Source organism: Rhodococcus sp. WY5, assembly GCF_018588185.1.
GTDB lineage: Bacteria > Actinomycetota > Actinomycetes > Mycobacteriales > Mycobacteriaceae > Rhodococcus_F > Rhodococcus_F qingshengii.
Map to the genome: position 1 here is coordinate 754,774 of NZ_JAAMPR010000001.1, position 20,816 is coordinate 775,589.

Consider the following 20,816-nt stretch of genomic DNA (forward strand, 5'->3'; position numbering starts at 1 on the left):
GTTCGACTCCAGTCGGTTCGGCGATATCTTTCGATTGAAACGGAGTAGTTGTGGTGCATCCCCCGGTACGGGTCGTAGAGATTTCCAGTCCGTTTGCGCGATTCGCCGGGCGCATCCTGGTCGGGCTGGGTTTCGAGGTCATTCTGGTAGAACCACCCACCGGTGACCCCAGTCGCACCGAGTCCCAGGGTGATTCGTACTTGCATTGGCATGCGGGCAAGAAGTCCGTTGTCCTCGATATCGACGACAGCAACGATCGCCTCGCTTTCGAAGCACTGCTGCGCAGTGCCGACGTCCTGCTCGACGGCAGCGCGACCGGCGCTCTACGCGACAACCGAGGATCTCTCGTTCACGTACGAGTGACACCCTTCGGCACAACCGGACCGCGAAGTGACTGGAAGGCAACAAATCTGACCGTCGCGGCACTCGGCGGGATGATGGCCCAGGTCGGCGATCCCGAGCACCCTCCACTGCTGCTCCCCGAACTCCAGGCTGAGCAGCTCGCCGGAATCAATGCCGCAATCGGCGTGCTTCTCGGACTGCGTTCGCGATCCAAGGGCCACAACCCGTTGCTGGAGATCAGCGCTCAGGAATGTGTTGCCGCCGCGCTGGAAGCGGGCACTCTTGCCTACATTCACGAGGACCGCGTACCACCGCGTCCGGGCCGGGTACATCCGCTCGTTCCGCACGGACTGTTCCAGGCCGCCGACGGTTATGTCGGTGGCGGCCTCGGCGGTAGCCCCCGCATGTGGGACGGCATGTTGGCCTGGCTGATCGACAACGATGCTCAGGACGATCTCGATCAACCGGAGTGGTCCGACGCGGTCTACCGAAAGACGCATCAGGAACACATTTTCGACGTTCTGTCCGCCTTCATCGCGAAGTGGCCGAAGGAAGAATTCGCGGTCAGCGCGCAGTCACGCAAGTTGCCGTGGGCAGCGGTCGACCGGCCCGAAGAACTGCTGCGTAACCCGCAACTCAACGACCGGGACTTCTTCACCGACGTGACCGGAGATCACGGTACCTACCGCGATCTCGGGTTCGGCTTCGCTTTCCCCGAAGGCCGGCGCATCGGAACGCTCGAGGCTGCCCGGTTGGGCCAGCATCAGGAACTCTTGAAGGCCACCTCGCCTGTGGCAGTGAACGAAACCCACGAGTTCAGCGGTGGCAGCACGCCCAGCCTCGAAGGTGTCCGCGTCCTGGATCTCACGTGGGTGTTGGCGGGCCCGTACGGCACCAGAATCCTTGCCGACCACGGTGCCGATGTCATCAAGGTCGAATCGATCGGACGCCCGGACCCGACTCGCTTTGCACCGTTCATGCATCTCTCGCGAGGACCGCACGACAATCCGAACACCAGCGGGTACTTCAACGACGTCAACCGCAACAAGCGCAGCATCACACTCGATACCCGATCCGCAGAGGGCCTTTCGGTACTGCGCGACCTGATCAGGAACTCCGACGTCGTGGTCGAGAATTTCAGCTCGTCGGTCATGGACAAGATGGGGCTCGGCTACGAACAACTCCGGGAGCTCAACCCGGACATCATCTACGTGTCGATGTCCGGGATGGGTCACACCGGTCCTCGCAAGGACTGGGTGTCGTATGCCGACATCGTTTCGGCAAGTACCGGTTTGACCGCACTGACCGGCTGGAACGCCGATGACGTTGTCGGAGTCATCTACGGCCATGGCGACATCGTCGCCGGACTGCAAGCCGGCGTCGCGATGCTGGCAGCCCTCGACTACCGCGACCGGACCGGCCGGGGACAGCACGTAGACCTGTCACAACTCGAAGCCATGGCAGCGCACATGGGTACCAGCGTTCTCCGAGCCGCCCGGTCACAGTCCCCCGATCCGATCGGCAACAGCCATCACGAACTGGCACCACACGGCGTGTACCCGTGCCTCGGCAGCGACCGGTGGTGCTCGATTGCCATTCGCGATACCACGGAATGGAATGCATTGTGCCGCATCATCGAAGCAGAGAAATGGATCGGCAATCCTGACTTCGCGAGTGCAGAAAGCCGCCAAGCCGATCACGAACGTATCGACGACGCCATCGCCGACTGGACCAGGACTCTGTCACCCGAAACCGTCATGGAACGCTTGCAATCGGCGGGTATCGCGGCCGGCACCGTCCAGGACGGACGCGACCTGGTCGAGAGCGATCCACATCTTCGGGCACGCAGTTTCTATTCGGCACAGGAACATCCCCTCGCCGGAACATTCCTCCACGAAGGCATCCCCGTTCGCCGGAACTCCGAACCCGGCTCGATCCGACGCGCTGCGCCGGTGCTGGGCGCGGACACCGACGACGTCCTCGAGTCGGTGCTCGGATACAGCGACGAACTGATCGCCGGACTTCGCGACCAGTCGATCCTGTCCTGACCGCACTCATATTCAGTACATCCATTCACAGATCGCTACTAGGAGACACAATGCGCGCGGCCCGACTCCATCAGTTCGGCACTTCACCGGTCATCGACGACATCGACATTCCCACACGTGAATCCGGTCAGACGCTCGTGCGCATCGACGCTGCCGCGCTCGGCCATCTCGACATCACCGTCGCGAGCGGAAACTTCGGAGTCAAGCCGAACCTGCCACATATCGGTGGAACAGACGGAGCGGCGACGGTAATCGAATCCGACACCTATGAGCCTGGCACCCGCCTTCTGGTCCGAGGCGGCGGAGTCGGCCTGTTCAAGAACGGTTGCTGGGCTGAGTATCTGGTAGCGGCAGACAAGGCGTTCACACCCTTTGATCCCGCACTGTCGCCGGCCGTCGCCGCAACCTTCTTCCTGCCCAGCACAACCGGCTATGTTGCCGTCAACGACATTGCAGCCGTCGCTCCCGGCGAACGAGTTGTTGTCGCCGGAGCATCCGGCGCTGTCGGATCGATGGCAGCACAGTTCGCTCTGCTTGCCGGAGCGTCCGAGGTAATCGGTGTTGTACCGCGCGAAGATCAGGCTGCCTTGCTTCCGGAGGGTGTGCGTCCCGTCGTCGGGCAAGGCGACGAACTTGCCGGAGTGGTGGGATCCGAGCCTTCCGTCGACGCCGTGATCGACACGCTTGGCGGCGACGGCTTGCCGCACCTTCTGGCGAGTGTTGTCCCCGGTGGCCGGGCTGCCCTGATCGGATATACCTTGGGTAAGAGCCTCACCCTGGACTTACCGAACTGGTTGCTCAGCGATGTCCGGATCCTGCCCGTCAACATGATTCGCAAGACTGCCCGGCAAGCCGAACTGGCACCTGAAATGATCCGGCTGCTCATCGAAGGCAAGATTTCCGTTGCAGTGCAGGAGTTTCCGCTGGATGACATCGCAACGGCACTGCAGTTGATGGGTGAGGGCAAGGTTGCCGGCCGGGCCGTCGTCGTACCCTGAGGGATACAATTACCCATGCACCACGACGCACATGCCATTCCGCGCTCGCTTCCGGATTTGATCCGGAGGCGAGCTTTGGAGCGTCCGGAGCACCCGGCGCTCGTCGTCGACGGGATCACGGTCACCTACCGCGAATTGCGGGATCGTGCAGCGTCGATGGGGGCGGATCTCCGTAATCACGGTGTCGGCCGTGGGGAGCGCGTGGCGGCACTGTCCGGCAACAGGATCGAACTGGCAGACCTTGTTCTCGGATGCGCGTGGATCGGTGCGGTTGTCGTCCCACTCAATACGGCCCTCCGAGCCGACAGTGTTGCCGGCGCACTCGAACAGGCTGGTGTACAACGGATCCTGGTTTCACCCGAATACTCAGGCGCTGTAGCCGGATTCGACGGCACCGTGTGGGTCATGGGTGAACAGTGCGTCCCCACTGCCGGTTCGCATCCGGGCTGTGAGCCCGAGACCCTCGATCCGCTCGACCTGGCCGCGATACTCTTCACCTCCGGCACCACCGGTCTGCCCCGAGGCGTCCGATGCCCGCACGCGCAGTTCCTGCAGTGGGGCAAAGGCGTCGGCGCCTCACTCGGGCTCACCGGGGACGATGTGCTGTACAACTGCCTGCCGCTGTTTCACACCAATGCTCTCAATGCCTTTGTTCAGTCCCTTTGGGCCGGGTCTACTTTTTTCCTGGGACAACGCTTTTCGGTCCGCAATCATTGGCGCGAAGTTCGCGAGATCGGCGCAACTGTCGACTACCTGCTGGGTGCGATGGTGGCCATGTTGATGAACGCGGACCCATCGCCGCAAGACCGACAGCACAGCGTCCACGTGGCACTTGCCCCCGCAACGCCGGCTCATCTGATCGAACCGTTTGCCCAGAGATTCGGTGTAGAACTCGTGGACGGATTCGGAAGTACCGAAACCAATCTCGTGATCGGCACACTTCCGGGAGATCGGCGGGCCGGGTACATGGGGCGGGTGATGAGTGGCTACGACGCCGCAGTCGTCAACGACGGTACTGCGGCCGCAGACGGGGAGCCCGGCGAACTGGTGGTCCGCAGCACGATCCCCGGCGCCTGTTCACTGGGCTATCTGGGCGAGGAGATTCCGGCGACGGAGAGTTGGATACAGACCGGTGACAGGGTGATTCGGGAAGCAGACGGCTGGTTCCGATTTGTCGATCGCATCAAAGACGTGATTCGGCGCCGCGGTGAAAATATTTCCGGGGCCGAAGTGGAAACCGTTCTGGCGTTGCATCCGTCGGTCGGTCAGGTTGCCGTCTTCCCGGTACCGTCGGATCTGGCCGAGGACGACGTCATGGCAACTGTAATACTGCGCCCCGGAGTATCTTTCGACCCCATTTCGATTCTGGAGTTCTCCCAGCAACAGCTGCCGTACTTTGCACTTCCCCGGTACATCGACGTCGTGGACACGTTGCCACTCACCGAAACCGGCAAGGTACAGAAAGCAGTGCTACGTGAGAGGGGCGTCGGCCCACACACCTGGGACTGCGAGAAGAGCGTGTTCCGCGCCCGGCGATAGACCGCGCCTCGCTACTTGCCGCAACCGTTGAACGAACACATCACCGGACTGCAGATCGTGCGCAGAGCCAGCGGGTCGCTCGGCGAATGTGTGCACTTCATGGCATGAAGTTTTCGGGTGATTCCGGCGCCGGCAGTGCGCAGGGCCCCGGTGATGCGGCTGACGTTGAGGCGAGCCGTCGGCGCTGTCACAGACAACGCGCCGGCCAGAGTGCGCGGGCCGCTGAACACCGGCACTGCGACGCTCATGTACCCGAGCCGTGTCTCCTCGACCTCCACCGCGAGTTGTTCCTTACGCATCCGCTCGGTTTGCTGGCGCAGCACGCTGACGGACATCGTCGTTCGACTGGTCAAGGCGGTGAAACCCTGCTCGACTACCTCGTCGAAGACCGATTGCGGGGAGAAGGCAAGGATGATCTTGCCGGTGGCGGTGCAGTACAGCGGGAGCCGACCGGCCACCCGCGACTGCTGATTGAGCCCGCGGTGTCCGATGATCTTCTCGATGTAGAGGACGTCGATGCCGTCACGAACCGCAAAGTGAACCGTCTCCTGCGTCGCCAGCAGTAGGTCCTCCATGTACGGCAGCGCCGCGTCGCGCAGAATCCGCTGACGCGGCACCAATTGGCCCAGCTCGAACAATCGCAGGCCGAGCCGGTACTTGGTACCCGCGCGCTCGAGCAATCCCCACTCGACCAGCTCGCCGGCCAACCGGTGAACCGTCGCTTTCGCGACCCCACTGCGCCGGGTGAGCTCCGTCAGAGACAGGTCACTGTGGTCGGTGTCGAAAGCGTCCAAGATCATTCGAGCCTTGCCCAGGACCGAGGACAGTTCACCTGCAGGCTGCGATGCAGCGGTCGTTTCCGACGCGATGGGTAGTACGGATCCGAACCCGACGGATTGTTGTGGAGCGGCCATGAGTGTCCTCCTGAACGATCTGTGACAGCCTGCCGAGACCGAGTGCCACAACGACCGAGATCGGTCGGGGTCCTCGTTAGGTGCAGGTGCTTCGAGACTGACACTATGGTGACGACACGATGAGACGCACGCCACACGGTCCGCTCAGTGAACCCGTCCCGCAGAGTTTACACGGGGCGCCTACCTGCGTAATTCTCCAGAAACATGCGGACGGCGGATGCAATCTGCGGAGCGTGCTCCTCGACGAGTGCGACGGTCCCCGATTCGACGATCTCCGTTTCCACCACTGCCGCACCCGTCAGGTGTGCACGCAACGGCGCAATGTTAGGCATCGAGAAGGGATCCTTCTGCGCGCCGATCAGCAAAACCGGCGCAGTCACCGAACCGACTCTCGCCTCCATGACGTAGCGGGCGCAGGCTTTGTGCCCCTCCGCCGGATCTACCCGGTAGGCAAGCGCGTCTCGGATGAACCTGTCGAGCAGTGCGGTGCCTGGTTCGGGGTAGTAGGGGCGACGCATCTCCCACAGCCTGGTGAGATGGCTACCGTCTGCGGCCCGGTCGACGCAGTCGATCCCACCGGGTCCCGAGTGCCCCTCGCGGTAGTTGCGGTCGGTCCACGGGCACGACGAGAGCACGGCAGCGTGCACCCTCTCGGGGCGTGATGCCGCCATCTCGAGCGCCACTGCCGCACCGGTGTGGTGACCGATGACCGTGACTCGATCGACGCCCAGGGTGTCGAGCAATTCCCACGCGCCTCGCGCATAGGTCTCGATGGTCTGCGGGCCGGGCACCGGAGCACTGTTGCCGTACCCCGGCATGTCCATCGCGACAACGCGGAAGTCGTCGGCAAGGAGTGGAATGAACTCGCGGAACTCGTCCCACGACCGGGGCGCCTGATGAAGCAGGAGAATCGCCTCACCCGAACCTTGCTGCGCGTAATGCAATTGCCCGAAAGACGAATCAACGTATCCGAGTTGCAGGCCGCCAGCCATCAGAACGCCGCAACCATCGGGGTATCGACGCCGACGATGTCGATCTTTGCCGAACCACCCGGATTTCCGACGGGCTCGCTACGGGTAGGCAAGACCTCGAGGAAGAAGCGCTTGTTGTCTTCCTTGAAATCCGGGTCTGCTTTCCGGTCGACGGTGATCGCCTCCACCGGGCAGGCCAATTCGCAAGCGCCGCAATCGATGCATTCGTTCGGGTTGATGTAGAGCTTGCGATCACCCTCGTAGATGCAATCCACGGGGCATTCTTCCATGCACGATCGGTCCGTGTAGTCGATGCATGCTTCACCGATGACAAATGCCATTGCCTAGCTCTCCTGTTCGGTGGAGTGTCCAGGGAAGATTTCTGCTTCCGGATCCAGCACTGCCGCAGCGTTGTTCACCGCAGTCGCGGCCTCGCCGAAACCGACGGCGATCAAGCGGACCTTGCCGGGATAGTCCGTGATGTCCCCGGCGGCATACACACGCGGAACATTCGTCTCCATCCGTGTGTTCACCTCGATGTGGCGATTGTCGATCTCGATTCCCCACTCCATCATCGGACCGAGGTCGGCCGTGAATCCCAATGCAGCGATGACGGATTGAGCGGGCAGCGTGGACGTGCTCTTGTCTTGTTTGTGGGTGATGTCGACCTCGCCGATCCACCCGTTTCCACGTACCGCCGAGACATCGGCGTTGACGAGAACCTGGACACTGCTTTCCTGCACCTTGGCGACTGTGGATTTGTGCGCGCGGAAACGATCTCGCCGGTGAACCAGGGTGACGGACTTGGCAATCGGTTCCAGGTGAACGGCCCAGTCGAACGCGCTGTCGCCGCCACCGACGATGACAACGTCTTTCCCGGTGTGCGCCGACAAATCCGGGACGAAGTAACTCAGCCCCCGATCCATGAACTCCGAACCCTTCGCCAACGGACGCGGGGTGAAGGTTCCGATGCCGCCGGTGATGACAACCGCGCCGGCCACCACGACCTGGCCCCTGCTGGTGGTGATCCGCACCCGGCCGTCGTCGTCATGCGACAGCTCACGAGCCTGCATGCCCAGAAGGTACACCGGATCGAACGGGGCAGCCTGCGCCATCAAACCCTCGATGAGGTTGCGTCCCTTGACCGAAGGGAATCCCGCGATGTCGAGGATCGCCTTCTCCGGGTACATCGCACTGACCTGTCCCCCCGGTTCCGCAAGGGCATCGATCACGGCAACCGAGAGGCCGCGGAAGCCTGCGTAGTACGCGCCGTACAGCCCGGCGGGGCCGGCACCAATGATCAGAATATCGACGCCGATCTCGTTGTCGGTCGCCGTGGAAGACGTTTTGTTCACACTCGATACGGTATTGCGCCGACGGACTCACGCAAATGAAACCGGTCCGCTCAACAGACCTCGGTAACAGTTGCGGGACAGCACGAAAAGGGCCCGCCGACCTCTCGGTCGACGGGCCCAATGCTCGCAGGAATTCAGTGCGCGAAGAATTCAGTGCGCGAAGAATTCAGTGCGCGAAGAATTCAGTGCGCGAATACCTCGGGTTCGTCTGCTGCGATCTTCTGGATGATGGTCGAGTACGCAAACCACCCCACCTTCTCGGTGCCGACTGCTTCGTAGGTCTGCGCCGCGATCTTCTCGTGCAGGACAACCGGATCACCGGCGGCTCGCGCCGTCAACTCCGCCTGCATCGACCGCTCCATCGACACATACCACCACACTGCGCTCTCCACGGAAGTTCCGACGGTCAGATGACCGTGGTTGGTGAGGATCACAGCCTTGTTCGATCCGAGGGCATCCGCGATGCGAATCCCCTCCTCTTCGTCCAGCGCCACCCCGTGATACTCCTTGTAGATCGAGTGATCCTCGTGAAAGGCGCACGCGTCCTGAGTGATCGGCGTTAGGCGGGTGTGCAGCGAGGAGAACGCCTTACCGTTCAAACCGTGAGCGTGAACAGCTCCGATGACGTCGGGACGAGCCTCGTGAACCTTGCTGTGGATGACAAACGCTGCTCGGTTGAGCGGTCCGTCTCCGGAAATGACCGCGCCGTCCGACGCCACATGCAGCAATTCCTCCGGCTGAACCTGGGAGAAGTGCCGCCCGAACGGCGCAGTCCAGAAAGTCTCCGGATCTTCTGGGTCTCGGGCGGTGATATGTCCCGAGATTCCCTCGTCCAAACCGAATTTCGACAAAATCCGATACCCGCCGATGACAGCGGTCTTGCGACGACGCCGCTCACTCTCGATATCGGTGAACTCGGGCGGTCCCGGAATTCCGGCCTGCTCGGCAATGCTCAGCGGGTGATTCATGCTGCGCTCCTGACTATTTGACGCCGTAACGGGCGAGGTACCGCGAGGACAGAATGCGGAGAATCCGGTCGAAGATGAAGCCCATGATGCCCAGGACGATGATGCCGACGAACGTCCAGTCGATCCGGCCGTAGTTTCGAGCCTGCCAGATCATCGAACCGATACCCTGGTCGGCGGCGACGATCTCCGCCGACACGATGGTGAGGAAGCTGTTGCCCATCGCCAGGCGAGCGCCCGTGACGATGCCGGGGATCGACGACGGCAAGACCACCGTCTTCATGATCTGAAGTTTGTTGGCACCAAGATTTGCCGCTGCCTGCAGTTTGTTCTCGCTGATCGCTACAGTCGCGGCAATCGTGCTGACCGTGACGATGAATACCGAGGTGTAGAAGATCAGAACAACCTTCGACGTCTCACCGATGCCGAACCAGACGACGGCGAGAGTGACAAACGCAATAGGCGGAATGAACCGGAAGAACTCGATGTACGGATCGAGGAGCTGTCGCACGATGGAAATGCGGCCCATCAGAATTCCGACGGGAGCACCGATCACGACACCCAGGAACCAGCCGATGAGAATTCGCTGACCCGATGCGGTGATCGACGACCACAGAACGCCGCTCTCCCACAGTTCCTGTGCCGCCGACCATACTTCGGCCGGTGATGCAATGGTGGTCGGCCCGTACCACCACGCCAGGAACGACCAGATGCCCAAACCGATTGCCGCTGAGGCTGCATACATCAGCGTCGCTTTGACAATCTTGGATCGCCGCGCCGACGAACGCTTTTTTGTCTCCGCCACCTTCGCTGTTCTCACACCGGCTGAACCACCGGTCACTACAGCCGTCACAGCTCGTCCTCCTCAATGCCTTGGTTCCGCAGCGACGCAACCACTTCTGCCCGAATGTCGTCCCGCAGCTTCTCGTAGAGCTCGATCACCTCGGGATCGTTGCGGTCTCGCGGACGAGCCGCATTGACCTCGTAGACGCTCTTGATCCGGGCCCGCGGGCCGGCCGACATCACGATCACACGGTCAGCCAACGTCAGTGCCTCGTCGATATCGTGAGTCACGAATACCACGGTGCAGCGGGTGTGCCGCCAGATACGGTCGAGTTCGGTCTGCAGAACCTGACGAGTCTGAGCGTCCAACGCACCGAACGGCTCGTCCATGAGAACCAACGACGGCTGGTTGGCAAGAACTCGTGCGATCTGAACACGTTGCCGCATACCGCCGGACAGCTGCGAGGGGAACTTCGCACCCGCGTGGGGCAAGCCGACCATCGCGAGGTACTCGGCCGCGATACTCGCCTGCTCGCTGCGGTTCGCTCCACGCATCCTGGGGCCGTAGGCCACGTTCTGGCTCACGGTCATCCATTCGAACAACGCTTCGGAGCTCTGAAACACCATGCCGGCGTGGCGGTTACTGCCGGCGACGACATCTCCGTCGCACACGATCTCGCCGGCGCTGGGTTCCACGAAGCCGGCCATGGACGACAGCAGCGTCGACTTGCCGCAGCCACTCGGACCGAGCAGACAGACGAATTCACCTGGCTGCACGTGCATGTCGATTCCGGCGACGATCTCCGCCGCGCCGAAGCTGATTCCGAGGTCGACCACGTCGATGGCAACACCGGTGTTCTTCTTGCCGGGGCCGGCTGTCCCCGCGCTATTCGTCGAGCTGGTCGTTGAACCACTTGTTGCGATACTCACTGTGCACCATCCTTGTACCAATCCAGAAGCATTGCCGATTCGAGATCCGGCTGGTCGCTGAGAACACCGATCGACTTGTAGAAATCTACGATCGACTGAGCCGACTCGACATCCGCAGCTTCGAGATTCACCACGGCGAAGTCGATCTCGTCCACCGCGGCAATAGTCTGATCCTCGCTGACGTTCACAGCCGCCTTGGTCGCGGACGCTGCCACGCCCGGATCCGACTCGACCTTGCGCGTTGCCTCGTCGAGCACCTTCGCGACGGTTCGCGCTGTCTCTTCGTTGGCCGACAACCACGGAGCCGTCGTGATCGCCCAATGATGATAGAACCAGCCGTAGTCTCCGGTTACTGCCACCACGTGGCCGGTTCCCTGATCCAGGGCGGTGGCCGGCCACGGCTCCCACAGGACAAACCCGTCGATGTCGCCGCGACTGAGCAGTGCGGGCATGTCCGTCGGGGTCGCCGAGATCATCTCGACCGAACCGGGGGCAATGGAGTTGGCAGCGAGGTACTTGTCCGTCGAAATCTGGCTGAGACCCGGGACGATGCCCATCTTCTTGATCGCAGCCGGTGAGTCGACACCGTTACGCAGCACGACCTTGATGTAGTCACCCGACGCCTCGTACGAGTACATCGCGCGCAACGACGGATTCTGACGCAACTGGGCGATCGTTGTCGTATCGGAGCTACCGGCGATCTGGACCTGCCCGGTCGAGAGTGCGTCGACGGCCTCGCCACCACGACCGAACTGGACGAGTTCGACGTCCAAACCGGCAGCGTCGAACATGCCTTCCTGATCCGCTACGAAGAACGGAGCGTAGGAAGCATCGATTCCGACTGCGATACGCAGTGGTCCACTTCCGGCAGAATCAGCTGTGCTTTGCGTCGCCGGGCGGCTGCATGCGCCGGTTGCAACGGTCAGCAGCAGCGCAGCCGAAACAAGAGCAGTCCTTCCAAACTTTGACAGCGAGGCCATCTACTCACACCTTTGTTTGTGATCTGTGCCGCAGTTGCGGGTCGTGGAGAGCAAACCTAGCTGTGTGTACCTACACCCGAGAACCAACCGGGTCCACCGTGCGGACCGGGGACAGGAACTTACCTCGGCGAAACACTGCACCTGGAGGAACGTGCGGACCGAAATACTTCGGTAACACGGCCCTCGATCACAATGTCCACCGAATCACAATGTCCACCGAATTGTCTGCGAGCGCAGCGCACTGGCGACATTCTGCGCCGTCATCGAATAGATCGACGCACGCGCTCCGGCGCTGCCGCCGGCGACGTGCGGGCTCAGGAGGGTCGAATCGAATCCACGGAGCGGGCTCGAAATCGGTAGTGGTTCAACGTCGAACACATCGAGGGCAGCGCCGCCGACATGCCTGGAACGCAAGGCACGCGCCAATGCCGCGTCGTCGACGACAGCGCCGCGCGCCACATTGACCACGATCGCTCCGGTGGGCAACTGCGCAACTCGATGGGAATTGATCAGTCCCCGAGTTGATTCCGTAAGCGGGACGGCCAGCACCAGGACATCCGCGAGAGGCAGTAACTCGTCGAGTGACACAAACGTCGCAGCCACAGTGTCACGCGGTCTCGAACGCGCGGTGACGTAGACGTCGCAACCGAAGGCGGCAAACAATTCTGCACACCGGCGGCCGATCGAACCGACACCTACGACGCCGACCCGGCGCTGCGCCAGATCGCGGCAATCGCGCGTCAGGATGGATTCCTGTGGCCATCGACCATCGGTAACCGCGTTGTGCGCCCAGAACATGGAGCGGCACAACACACCTGCCGCCAGCACTGCCCACTCCGCAACCGAATTCGCGTTTGCACCGGGAGTATTCGCCACCGGAACTCCGGCGGCGCGCCAGGCTTCGGCATCGATGAAATTGGTTCCGGCACCAGGCTGTTGGACGAGGAGCACATTCCGGCCGAGCTCTGCTTCCTCCTTGCCCAGTGGCAGATCACCACTCCAGTCCCCCACCACGACGTCGCATGTCGGCAACTCCGCACGGAGCGCCCCCGTGGTGCGCTCAGGTAATCGAACTACCTCCGCCTCACCCCTGACGGCGTCACGGATTGCGGTACCGAGTCCGTTGTCGGCGTCGGCCGTCAGCAGAAGTACTTTCTTCACGAGAACTCCTTCGCTGTAAGACGATGACTGTACTTTCGAAAACGCGGAAGCCGGCCTCCCAATCGAGAGACCGGCTCCATTACGCAGCAGCATATTTGGCAGGAACTTCTCAGATAGCTGCCTTCGCGCTGGCTGATGCCTTTGCCAAGAACTCGAGGCTCAGCGGGTTGTACTTCGCTGCCTGCTCGTGCTGCGGCCAGTGACCGCACTCCGAGTAGAGTTCGAGCTGAGCGCCCGGAATATCCTCGGCCATCTTCTTCGCTTCCGGAACATCACCGAACGGATTTTCCTGACCCCAGACCACAAGAGTCGGCGCCTTGATGAGTGCCATTCGATCCGGGCGCAGCAGGTTCCGCTGGCGAACCTCCATCTCCTGCAAGGAAAGGAGGTTGTGGATGTTGGCGACAAAATCAGGCTGATGGTAGATCCGGTGACGAGCCTGAACCAATTCCTCGGTTGCATCGGCGGGATCATGCATGAGCAACTGCATACGTGCGCGGGTCAATTCGATGTCGTCGCTCTGGACGGCCTTCGCGGTCGACGTCTTGATGCGCTCCATGACTACCGGGTTCGCGACTGTTCCGCCTGCTGCCAGCAACTGCAGCGACAGAACACGTTCGGGCTGCTCGCTGGCCAGGTAGGCAGCGACCCAACCACCGAGGCTTTCACCCACCAAGTGCACACGGTCCAGCCCGACCGCGTCGAGGTAGTTCACCAAATGCTCGACGTAGCGCGGAATCTCGTACGGGTAGTCAGGCTTGCCGGTGTAACCATGGCCGAGCATGTCGATCGCGTGAACCCGGTAAGACTCGGCGTGCGGTGCAATATTGCGTGCAAATGCCTCGAGGTGTCCGCTGGTGCCGTGCAGGAAGATCACGGCCTCGCCACCGGATCCTGCCTGCAGAGAGCGCGTGGGCACATCGCCGGCGTCGACGGTCGTCAACTCGAAATCGAGCCCGGCAAGTTCGTTCCAGATTGTCATCAGAGAAACTTCCTTTACTGAAGGTACAGATTATGTTGTTGCGCTGTCTGTTCCAGCTGGATCGAGAATCGTGACACCCATACCGGTGAGCCACTCGGGAATCGCTTCGTAGGCAAGGCGTTCACCCGGAACGTAGTCGAGCATCGCGGCCATCATGAGCCAGGTCCGCAACTCCTGCGCACCGTTGCCCGCCTCGTCTTCGATCTGCTGCGTCGTGAACTCGGCAAGCTCACTTGCCTTGCCGCTGGCAAACAGATCAAGAATTCGGTCATCGAACTCCGGAGTGATCGCGGCATCGGCTGCGCGGATGATCTGGCGTCGCCGGACGTCGTAGTCGGACCAGTTCTCCCGGCCGTCCAGCCAGGCTTGAACCATGAAATCCTCGTCCTCACCGTGCGGATCCCGCCAGTCCGGCCAGGGCAGACGATGAGACAATCCACCGGACGCGATCACCACGACCCGGGTATCCGCCGGATACGACGCAACGGCATCCCGCAGGGCCTTCGCCACTTCCTCACATCGCTTGAACGTCGGGAGGGGCGGCGCGAATACGTTGACCACCAACGGAACTATCGGAACATCGATTCCGTCGAGAAGGTACTGAATCGCGTGAGACTGACCATGATCGATCTGCAATCGCGCCGAGTAGGCAAGATCGAACCGGCCACCTTCGATCAGCTCGTTTGCAAGGTGCCTGGCGAACTCCACGTCGACCCGTTGCGGCCCCTTGGGTGTTCCTGACTCGCCACTGGAAATGCACTCTCCGACGCCGAGAGTGAACGCCGGAATCAGATCCAGCCAGAAACCGCGAAAGTGGTTGGAGCCGAAAATCAAGACAACATCGGGTTTCGACGCCGCGATCTTCTCCCGGCTCAGATACAGCGCGTCCCGGAAGCGTTCGGCCTCCGCCTTGTGCGTCGTCTCTTCCCAATGGGTGTTCATCAAGGTGCTGTGGGAGGCACCGATACCCAGAACTATCTTCGCCATCAGTCGATTCCTACTTCCTCGAGCGAGCGGGTGACGGTGTCGAGGGCCACTCGGATCAGATACTTCGTAAATCTCTCCGCCGCAGCCAGGTCCACAGTGTTCATCCCCATCGCGAAGTCCACCTCGAACGGTGCGTCGACCACCTTGGGCATACCCACCCGAATCGTCGGGATGCCGCGGCTGCGCAGGATGTTTGCGTCGGTGGCTCCACTCGCGTCGAAGAAGTCCTGATGCGGCTCTCCTTCGGCAGCTTCCCACGCGTGGACTGCGGCGCGGCGCAACCACATTCGAGGGTCGGAACCCTCACCGGGGATGGCAAGAACCTGTTCGACGTCGATCTGCAGATCCAGCGATTGTGCGATCTCCGCAACGACGGCTTTGAGTTCGCGCTTGGCCGCGGTGGGCGTCGTCCGCGGGCTGAGCCGTAGATCAACGGTAAGGCGCACCTGCTCGGGGGTGAACGACGCTGTTCGCTCCCACCCGCCGCGGATGTTGGCAACGATCCCCTGAGGCGCAACCAAACCGTCCTGATGCGCCGCCGAGTACTTCGGGAACCATTCCTCCAACTTGGCGACCACCTCGCCGGCTGCGGTAATCGCGTTGCGGTACGGCAACCGGTGGCGCGAGCCGACGTAGGTGTGCAGACCGTGCACCGTGATCTCGAACCAGGCCAGTCCCACTTCTTCCCAGGAGACCGTCCAGCCGGGCTTGGCGATCAACGCGCAGTCCGCCCACACTCCCTGTTCCAGGAGGAACGAGCAGCCGACGCCCTGGCCGGTGTTGCGTCGGGGGTTTCCGACACCGGGGCGGGCATTGGTCGGCATACCACCGGCGCCGAATCCGAGCACCAGGTCACCGCGGAGCGGAATACCGGCTGCGGCAATTGCTTCGGCCGCCGCGACAATGCAGACGGCGTGGCCTTTGGGGTTCGACGCACCCAATCCGATCACGTAGTTCTCGTCGAACTGGGCGTGCGGCGTCAGATCCGCTCGCAGCTCATTTCCCACCCACGGCAGGTCTTCCGCCGGATCGCCGGTCGTGACGGTGTCGATCGGCGCATACAGCAACAGGTCCGGTCCGGACCCGTCACCGCGGAGCCTTCCCCACGAGTTCGCTTGCCGATCATCGAGATCCATTGTGTGGGCCTCGATGCCCGACGCTGCCAGGACCGCCGTGATGTGGCGGGCCAGCGGTGCTTCGTCACCCGTCGGACTGGGAATGTTGACCACCGAAGTGGCGAGATCCCGCAATCGCGCACGATCGACATGGGCGTAGGCTCGCTCGACCCATTCCCGGCGCTCGTCGCCTAGGCCTGCGAGAGCATCGGCCCTCGCAGTGGTCATGGATTGACCTGATGTACCTGAGTATTGCTGCGCTCGCCGGCCAGCTGCCACAGCTTGGGAACTGCCACTGCAACAGCGGCACCGATAGCGACAGCCGTCAGAATCTTGAACATGTATCTCTCCTATTCGCTGGTGCCGGTGGGAATCTGAGCGTCGGCGACAGGGGCCGAGCGGGGCGTTGGCGTCCGGCGCTCTCGGGTGGGCCTGACCGGCGCCTTGGGGGTGTGCTTGGCCGCGTCGGCGATCTTCTCGGCGTACTCTTCCTCTGCCAGATTTCGCCACGTCGTCAGCGACACGTCCGGTCGGTACAGCTTCTCCGGCGGTGCGTCGGTGACCTCGACCATCCACGCATCCTGACCCGAGAACTGACCGTGGAACAGCCAGCGGATCGCGCCGAGGTACTTGGCGTAGAAGCCCAATTTTGCTGCGCCGGAGACGAAGTTGACCATGAGGCCGACGTACTTGTGGTTGTCTTCGTCCACCGGGACGTAGAACTCGTAGTGAATGAACTTGGGGTACGCGATGCGCAGGACACCCGGCATGGACAGTGAAGCAAAACCGGGGAAGTTCTGAGCTGCGATCACAGGATTGACGTCCAGACCGGCGCCGACGTTTCCGATCTGCGAAATCTGGGTCTCGTCCGGCTTCTTCTTCCACCACCGCTTGTTCGTCCAGGTTCCCACGCCCGGGAATTCCGCCTCCCAGTACACCTCTTCCTGCACGCGGTAGATCCAGCGTCCCTCCGGAACGATGCTCGTGATGTTCCACGTCGGCATCGGCTTGAACAGACGCCACAATGCGGTGCGGTGCAGGTACTTCGCATGTCCCTCGTCGAAACCGTTCTCACATGCGAAGCGCCAGTTGCCTTCTCGGGGCTGAATCCGACCACCGACGATACCCTTGTTCTCCACCAGCTCACGCGGCAACTGGTCGTCGATGGACGGCGCCGGCTCGTTGGCGATCGGGATGTACACCCACACCAGACCGAGTCGCTCCTCGATCGCATAGGTCTGGACGTTCAGCTTGCCGCAGATCTTGGAATCCGGACCGTCGGTGATGACCGCGGCCAGCTTGCCGTCAGTGAGCCGGTACGTCCAGCCGTGGTACGGGCAGCTGACAGTTCCCGGGAACTGCTGATCGCCCTCGGACAACGGAACGCCGCGGTGCGGGCACCGATCGTGCAGGGCATATGCCTTGCCTGCGTCGCGGATGATCGCCAGCTTTTCACCACAGATGGTGAAGCTCTTGGGGTCTTTGGTGATGTGGTTCGACCACGTGACCGGGTACCAGTAACCGCGGTATCCGCTGCCGGCTGCGTTGTAACCCGGCCATGCCGTCCAATCCTGCCGACCGGCCGCTCGTGGCCGCTCGGGCAGCGCGAACGTGGCTTCCGACGCCTCGACACCAGTCATGTGAAGTCCTCTCGACACTGAACGTTTGAATGAAACAGATCTTGGGTGAGATTGCGGTCTACGCCAATGGATTCGGTTCGCTCAGCAGACCCGGACCACCACAGCGGTTCCGACGGCACACAGCACGCCATTGTCCGAATGCTCCCGCAATGCCAAAGTTAGTTGTTCACTGTCGATTTGGGACACTTCACCCGACACCTCGAGTGTGGTTCCGACGGGCGCGGGCGCACGATTCTGCCAGGAGACGGACACAACTCCTTCGTATCCACCGGCAAAGTGTGACGCGGCACGAAAGAACAGCGTGCCCTGCAACTGGGCCATGACCACCGGTGCGGACAACCCCTCCGTCTGCGCATAGGAGGCGTCGTAGTGAATACGGTGCGAATTGTGCGTCGACGCCCCGAATCGAAGGATCCGAACCGGATCGCAGACCAAGGTCACCGATTCGATCGGCGTGCCCACGACTACTGTTTCGGTCATCGGACGATGAACTTCTCGACGACCTCGGCGAATGCGCCGGACTGCGCACCCCGGTAAGTCTTGGTGACCGAGAGCAGCAGAAACTCGTCCGGAGCCCGGCCCTTGGTCGTCACGGTATCGAGTACTCGCCCTACGACGACAGCCTCACCCAGCGGGGCCGGTCGCAAGAAAGTCACACTCTGCCCGCCGGCCATCAAGCGCACGTCGATACCGTCTGTGCCCGGCACTTCGTCACGGAACATGCCGTCTGCTCGGTACTCTCGATCGGAGCCACCTTGCGGTCCTCGCAAAAGCGAAGGCAGATACATCGGATGGACGGCAAATGCCGGGTGCTCCGGGTCGAGAAACCGGGGGTCCGTCTCGGCGGTGGCAACCGCAAACGCAACCGACTCCGCCGGACGCACCGTTCCCAACTCTCGCGTTTCCCGCGTACCGATCATCGCCTCCGCGCGATCACGCGCGTGCTCGAGTTCTGTTCTCATGCCAGCACGCTAGGCATTCGGAAGTCTCACAGCCACGAACCGGGTTCGCCTGCCGGACCGCGATACTTCCCATACCGCTCACCTCGAGGTCAGGTATAGCCATGGCTGATCAACCGAAGAGCTTGTACGCCAAAGCAGATGGCGTCACATTCCATTACTACGACCTCGGCGAGGGCGACCCCACGATTTTCCTGCACGGAGGCGGCCCCGGCTGCACTGCGTGGTCCGACTTCGGGCCAGTGGCACCGCTCTTCGCCTCGGATCGACGAGCGATTCTCGTTGATCTGCTGCAATACGGTCGGTCCGACAAGTGCACCATCGCCGGCCCAATGTGGGACTTCCACGCCGCCAAGGTGGTTGCCCTGCTCGACGAACTCGGAATCGAACGCGCAGACTTCGTCTGCAACTCGTGGGGCGGCACCATAGCGCTCAATCTTGCGGCAAAGTACCCGGAACGCGTTCGCTCCCTGGTGATCACGGGCAGCATGCCCGTCTTCTACGGTCCACTCGCGCCGCTCCCCGAGGATGGCCGTCGTGGCCGCAACGCCCGCGACGTCTACTACGGCGGCACCGGCCCCACCCTCGAAAAACTCCGCACCTTGATCACCAGTCTCGAATGGTTCGACGGATCGAAGTTGCCCGCCGAAACCCTCCAGATGCGATACGAGCAAAGTCTCGACCCCGAAGAAATGGCCCTGGCTGCCTCGGCGGACTCACCTCGTGGCGATTGGCAGGATCTCACAGCTGAACTCGGCCAGATCCAGGCGCCGACGCTCTTCGCCTGGGGCATGCACGACGCATTCCTCACCCCGGACTACCCGCTCATGCTTGCGCGGATGATTCCCCATGGCCATCTCTACATCATGGACAAGGCGTCGCATCATCTTCAGGAAGAACGACCATACGACTACTACAGTGTAGTTTCGGGTTTCCTTGACCAACAGCACAACTGAACGAACGGTGATCGCCCCGACGGGCGGTGCACGGATCCGATTGGTACTGCTTCTCGGAATTCTCACCGCCCTCGGGCCGTTCACCGTCGACATGTATCTTCCTGCGCTGCCACAGATCACGCAGGAATTCGGCACGTCGGACACGATGGTTCAGCTGACCCTGACGGGCACACTGCTGGGTCTGGCTTTAGGCCAGTTGCTCATCGGCCCACTGTCCGACATCTACGGACGTCGACGTCCCCTGCTCGTGGGCACAGTAATTCACGTCGGCGCGTCGTTGGCCTGCTTCTTTGCTCCGTCCATCGAAGTCCTCACTGCGCTGCGAACCCTTCAAGGTTTCGGCGCCGCCGCGACAGGCGTGATCGCGATGGCAATCGTTCGTGATCTATTCACCGGACACGATGCGGCAGTTGTACTTTCGCGGCTGATGTTGGTCATGGGCGTAGCGCCCATCCTGGCCCCCTCCATCGGCGGGGCACTGATGTCCGTAACACAGTGGCGCGGAGTCTTTCTCGCTCTCTTCATCCTGGGCATCGCGATGATCGCACTCGCGGCAGTATCGCTGCCGGAAACACTTCCACCCGAGAATCGGTCGGGCAAGGGCATCGGCGCCATCGCGCGAAACTACATTGCGCTCGGCAAGGATGCCCACTTCATGGTGTTGGTGCTCGTGTGCGGTCTCGGCCGCGGCGTTTTGTGGTCGTACATCGCCGCGTCGTCCTACGTGATGCAGGAACAGTTCGGACTGAGCCCCACCGCATACGGATTTGCCTTTGCCGGCGGCGCCGTCGTTCTGATCGGTTCGTCCCAGCTCAACGTCGTGCTTCTCGGCCGGTGGTCGCCGAATTCCATCACGATCTGGGCAATGTGGGGCAGTAGTGCCGTCGGCGCTGCATTTGTTGTTGTTGCCGCCACCAACTCGTGGGGATTCGTCGGGTTTGCCGTCCCCATCCTGCTGATGCTCTGCGCAACGGGTTTTGTCATGCCCAACGCACCGGCGGTTGCACTGTCCCGTCACGGAGAAGCCGCAGGCTCAGCAGCCGCGCTGATCGGATTTGCGCAGTTCGGCGCTGCCGCTGTGGTTGCGCCCGTCGTCGGCCTTCTCGGCAACACCAGTCTTGCCGTGGCCATCTCCATGACCGGGGCTTCGGTTCTCGGCGTGATCGCGCTGCTCTGCGTGCGTCGATAAAA

At 62.0% G+C, this 20,816-nt stretch carries 20 protein-coding genes; 5 read left to right on the forward strand and 15 right to left on the reverse strand.

Going from position 1 to position 20,816, the window contains the following annotated elements; all coding sequences use genetic code 11:
* Positions 1 to 53: 53 nt before the first annotated feature.
* The 3 genes from G4D79_RS35205 to G4D79_RS03420 are packed head-to-tail and all read left to right on the forward strand — an operon-like array spanning position 54 to position 4,927.
* The gene (locus tag G4D79_RS35205; RefSeq protein WP_231917435.1) at positions 54 to 2,390 is read left to right on the forward strand and encodes a CoA transferase; all 2,337 of its coding nucleotides are present in this window, start codon (positions 54 to 56) and stop codon (positions 2,388 to 2,390) included.
* A 50-nt stretch (positions 2,391 to 2,440) separates the two neighbouring features.
* On the forward strand, positions 2,441 to 3,388 hold the full coding sequence (locus tag G4D79_RS03415) for a zinc-binding alcohol dehydrogenase family protein (RefSeq protein WP_007731598.1): 948 nt from the start codon (positions 2,441 to 2,443) through the stop codon (positions 3,386 to 3,388).
* Positions 3,389 to 3,403: 15 nt separating this feature from the next.
* Positions 3,404 to 4,927 (forward strand): AMP-binding protein, encoded by a 1,524-nt coding sequence (locus G4D79_RS03420; protein WP_019746505.1) that lies wholly within the window; start codon positions 3,404 to 3,406, stop codon positions 4,925 to 4,927.
* A gap of 11 nt (positions 4,928 to 4,938) precedes the next feature.
* Here G4D79_RS03420 and G4D79_RS03425 read toward each other — a convergent pair whose 3' ends face one another.
* From G4D79_RS03425 to G4D79_RS03495, 15 genes are all read right to left on the reverse strand, one after another.
* Positions 4,939 to 5,841 carry an IclR family transcriptional regulator gene (locus tag G4D79_RS03425; RefSeq protein ID WP_007731601.1) on the reverse strand — a complete coding sequence of 301 codons (903 nt, stop codon included), beginning with the start codon at positions 5,839 to 5,841 and terminating at the stop codon, positions 4,939 to 4,941.
* 167 nt (positions 5,842 to 6,008) lie between these two features.
* Positions 6,009 to 6,833, reverse strand: a complete 825-nt coding sequence (locus G4D79_RS03430) for an alpha/beta fold hydrolase (RefSeq protein WP_007731603.1) — start codon at positions 6,831 to 6,833, stop codon at positions 6,009 to 6,011.
* Positions 6,833 to 7,153 carry a DUF362 domain-containing protein gene (locus tag G4D79_RS03435; protein ID WP_007731605.1) on the reverse strand — a complete coding sequence of 107 codons (321 nt, stop codon included), beginning with the start codon at positions 7,151 to 7,153 and terminating at the stop codon, positions 6,833 to 6,835. The genes G4D79_RS03430 and G4D79_RS03435 overlap by 1 nt, the downstream gene beginning before the upstream one ends.
* A gap of 3 nt (positions 7,154 to 7,156) precedes the next feature.
* Positions 7,157 to 8,167 carry an NAD(P)/FAD-dependent oxidoreductase gene (locus G4D79_RS03440; RefSeq protein WP_099696784.1) on the reverse strand — a complete coding sequence of 337 codons (1,011 nt, stop codon included), beginning with the start codon at positions 8,165 to 8,167 and terminating at the stop codon, positions 7,157 to 7,159.
* Between the two features lie 182 nt (positions 8,168 to 8,349).
* Positions 8,350 to 9,135 (reverse strand): class II aldolase/adducin family protein, encoded by a 786-nt coding sequence (locus G4D79_RS03445; RefSeq protein ID WP_083059282.1) that lies wholly within the window; start codon positions 9,133 to 9,135, stop codon positions 8,350 to 8,352.
* A gap of 13 nt (positions 9,136 to 9,148) precedes the next feature.
* Positions 9,149 to 9,985, reverse strand: a complete 837-nt coding sequence (locus G4D79_RS34440) for an ABC transporter permease (protein ID WP_019746502.1) — start codon at positions 9,983 to 9,985, stop codon at positions 9,149 to 9,151.
* Positions 9,982 to 10,845 carry an ABC transporter ATP-binding protein gene (locus G4D79_RS03455; RefSeq protein ID WP_007731623.1) on the reverse strand — a complete coding sequence of 288 codons (864 nt, stop codon included), beginning with the start codon at positions 10,843 to 10,845 and terminating at the stop codon, positions 9,982 to 9,984. Before G4D79_RS03455 ends, G4D79_RS34440 begins: the two co-directional genes overlap by 4 nt.
* Positions 10,842 to 11,825 (reverse strand): ABC transporter substrate-binding protein, encoded by a 984-nt coding sequence (locus tag G4D79_RS03460; protein ID WP_007731624.1) that lies wholly within the window; start codon positions 11,823 to 11,825, stop codon positions 10,842 to 10,844. The genes G4D79_RS03455 and G4D79_RS03460 overlap by 4 nt, the downstream gene beginning before the upstream one ends.
* Before the next feature lie 204 nt (positions 11,826 to 12,029).
* Positions 12,030 to 12,986 (reverse strand): NAD(P)-dependent oxidoreductase, encoded by a 957-nt coding sequence (locus G4D79_RS03465; protein ID WP_064443000.1) that lies wholly within the window; start codon positions 12,984 to 12,986, stop codon positions 12,030 to 12,032.
* A 109-nt stretch (positions 12,987 to 13,095) separates the two neighbouring features.
* Positions 13,096 to 13,968 (reverse strand): alpha/beta fold hydrolase, encoded by an 873-nt coding sequence (locus G4D79_RS03470; protein WP_099696785.1) that lies wholly within the window; start codon positions 13,966 to 13,968, stop codon positions 13,096 to 13,098.
* Between the two features lie 30 nt (positions 13,969 to 13,998).
* Positions 13,999 to 14,955 carry a catechol 1,2-dioxygenase gene (locus G4D79_RS03475; RefSeq protein ID WP_054188629.1) on the reverse strand — a complete coding sequence of 319 codons (957 nt, stop codon included), beginning with the start codon at positions 14,953 to 14,955 and terminating at the stop codon, positions 13,999 to 14,001.
* Positions 14,955 to 16,298 (reverse strand): M20 family metallopeptidase, encoded by a 1,344-nt coding sequence (locus G4D79_RS03480; RefSeq protein WP_007731632.1) that lies wholly within the window; start codon positions 16,296 to 16,298, stop codon positions 14,955 to 14,957. Before G4D79_RS03480 ends, G4D79_RS03475 begins: the two co-directional genes overlap by 1 nt.
* Positions 16,299 to 16,420: 122 nt before the next feature.
* The gene (locus tag G4D79_RS03485) at positions 16,421 to 17,710 is read right to left on the reverse strand and encodes a Rieske 2Fe-2S domain-containing protein (RefSeq protein WP_007731634.1); all 1,290 of its coding nucleotides are present in this window, start codon (positions 17,708 to 17,710) and stop codon (positions 16,421 to 16,423) included.
* Positions 17,711 to 17,791: 81 nt separating this feature from the next.
* A complete protein-coding gene (locus G4D79_RS03490; protein ID WP_099696786.1) occupies positions 17,792 to 18,190 on the reverse strand; it encodes an acyl dehydratase in 399 nt (132 codons plus the stop codon).
* Entirely contained in the window at positions 18,187 to 18,672 is a 486-nt protein-coding gene (locus tag G4D79_RS03495; protein ID WP_007731639.1) for a MaoC family dehydratase N-terminal domain-containing protein, read from the reverse strand. Before G4D79_RS03495 ends, G4D79_RS03490 begins: the two co-directional genes overlap by 4 nt.
* A 101-nt stretch (positions 18,673 to 18,773) precedes the next feature.
* Between G4D79_RS03495 and G4D79_RS03500 the strand changes: the two genes are divergently transcribed.
* Entirely contained in the window at positions 18,774 to 19,625 is an 852-nt protein-coding gene (locus G4D79_RS03500; protein WP_007731641.1) for an alpha/beta fold hydrolase, read from the forward strand.
* Between the two features lie 7 nt (positions 19,626 to 19,632).
* A complete protein-coding gene (locus G4D79_RS03505; protein WP_099696787.1) occupies positions 19,633 to 20,814 on the forward strand; it encodes a multidrug effflux MFS transporter in 1,182 nt (393 codons plus the stop codon).
* The last annotated feature ends 2 nt before the right edge of the window (positions 20,815 to 20,816 follow it).

What these genes read in the sequence shown, in the direction of transcription:
- G4D79_RS03415 (WP_007731598.1), top strand. Translation starts at nt 2,441, where the DNA reads ATGCGCGCGGCCCGACTCCATCAGTTCGGCACTTCACCGGTCATCGAC.
- G4D79_RS03420 (WP_019746505.1), top strand. Translation starts at nt 3,404, where the DNA reads ATGCACCACGACGCACATGCCATTCCGCGCTCGCTTCCGGATTTGATC.
- G4D79_RS03425 (WP_007731601.1), bottom strand. Translation starts at nt 5,841, where the DNA reads ATGGCCGCTCCACAACAATCCGTCGGGTTCGGATCCGTACTACCCATC.
- G4D79_RS03430 (WP_007731603.1), bottom strand. Translation starts at nt 6,833, where the DNA reads ATGGCTGGCGGCCTGCAACTCGGATACGTTGATTCGTCTTTCGGGCAA.
- G4D79_RS03435 (WP_007731605.1), bottom strand. Translation starts at nt 7,153, where the DNA reads ATGGCATTTGTCATCGGTGAAGCATGCATCGACTACACGGACCGATCG.
- G4D79_RS03445 (WP_083059282.1), bottom strand. Translation starts at nt 9,135, where the DNA reads ATGAATCACCCGCTGAGCATTGCCGAGCAGGCCGGAATTCCGGGACCG.
- G4D79_RS03460 (WP_007731624.1), bottom strand. Translation starts at nt 11,825, where the DNA reads ATGGCCTCGCTGTCAAAGTTTGGAAGGACTGCTCTTGTTTCGGCTGCG.
- G4D79_RS03470 (WP_099696785.1), bottom strand. Translation starts at nt 13,968, where the DNA reads ATGACAATCTGGAACGAACTTGCCGGGCTCGATTTCGAGTTGACGACC.
- G4D79_RS03475 (WP_054188629.1), bottom strand. Translation starts at nt 14,955, where the DNA reads ATGGCGAAGATAGTTCTGGGTATCGGTGCCTCCCACAGCACCTTGATG.
- G4D79_RS03480 (WP_007731632.1), bottom strand. Translation starts at nt 16,298, where the DNA reads ATGACCACTGCGAGGGCCGATGCTCTCGCAGGCCTAGGCGACGAGCGC.
- G4D79_RS03485 (WP_007731634.1), bottom strand. Translation starts at nt 17,710, where the DNA reads ATGACTGGTGTCGAGGCGTCGGAAGCCACGTTCGCGCTGCCCGAGCGG.
- G4D79_RS03490 (WP_099696786.1), bottom strand. Translation starts at nt 18,190, where the DNA reads ATGACCGAAACAGTAGTCGTGGGCACGCCGATCGAATCGGTGACCTTG.
- G4D79_RS03495 (WP_007731639.1), bottom strand. Translation starts at nt 18,672, where the DNA reads ATGAGAACAGAACTCGAGCACGCGCGTGATCGCGCGGAGGCGATGATC.
- G4D79_RS03500 (WP_007731641.1), top strand. Translation starts at nt 18,774, where the DNA reads ATGGCTGATCAACCGAAGAGCTTGTACGCCAAAGCAGATGGCGTCACA.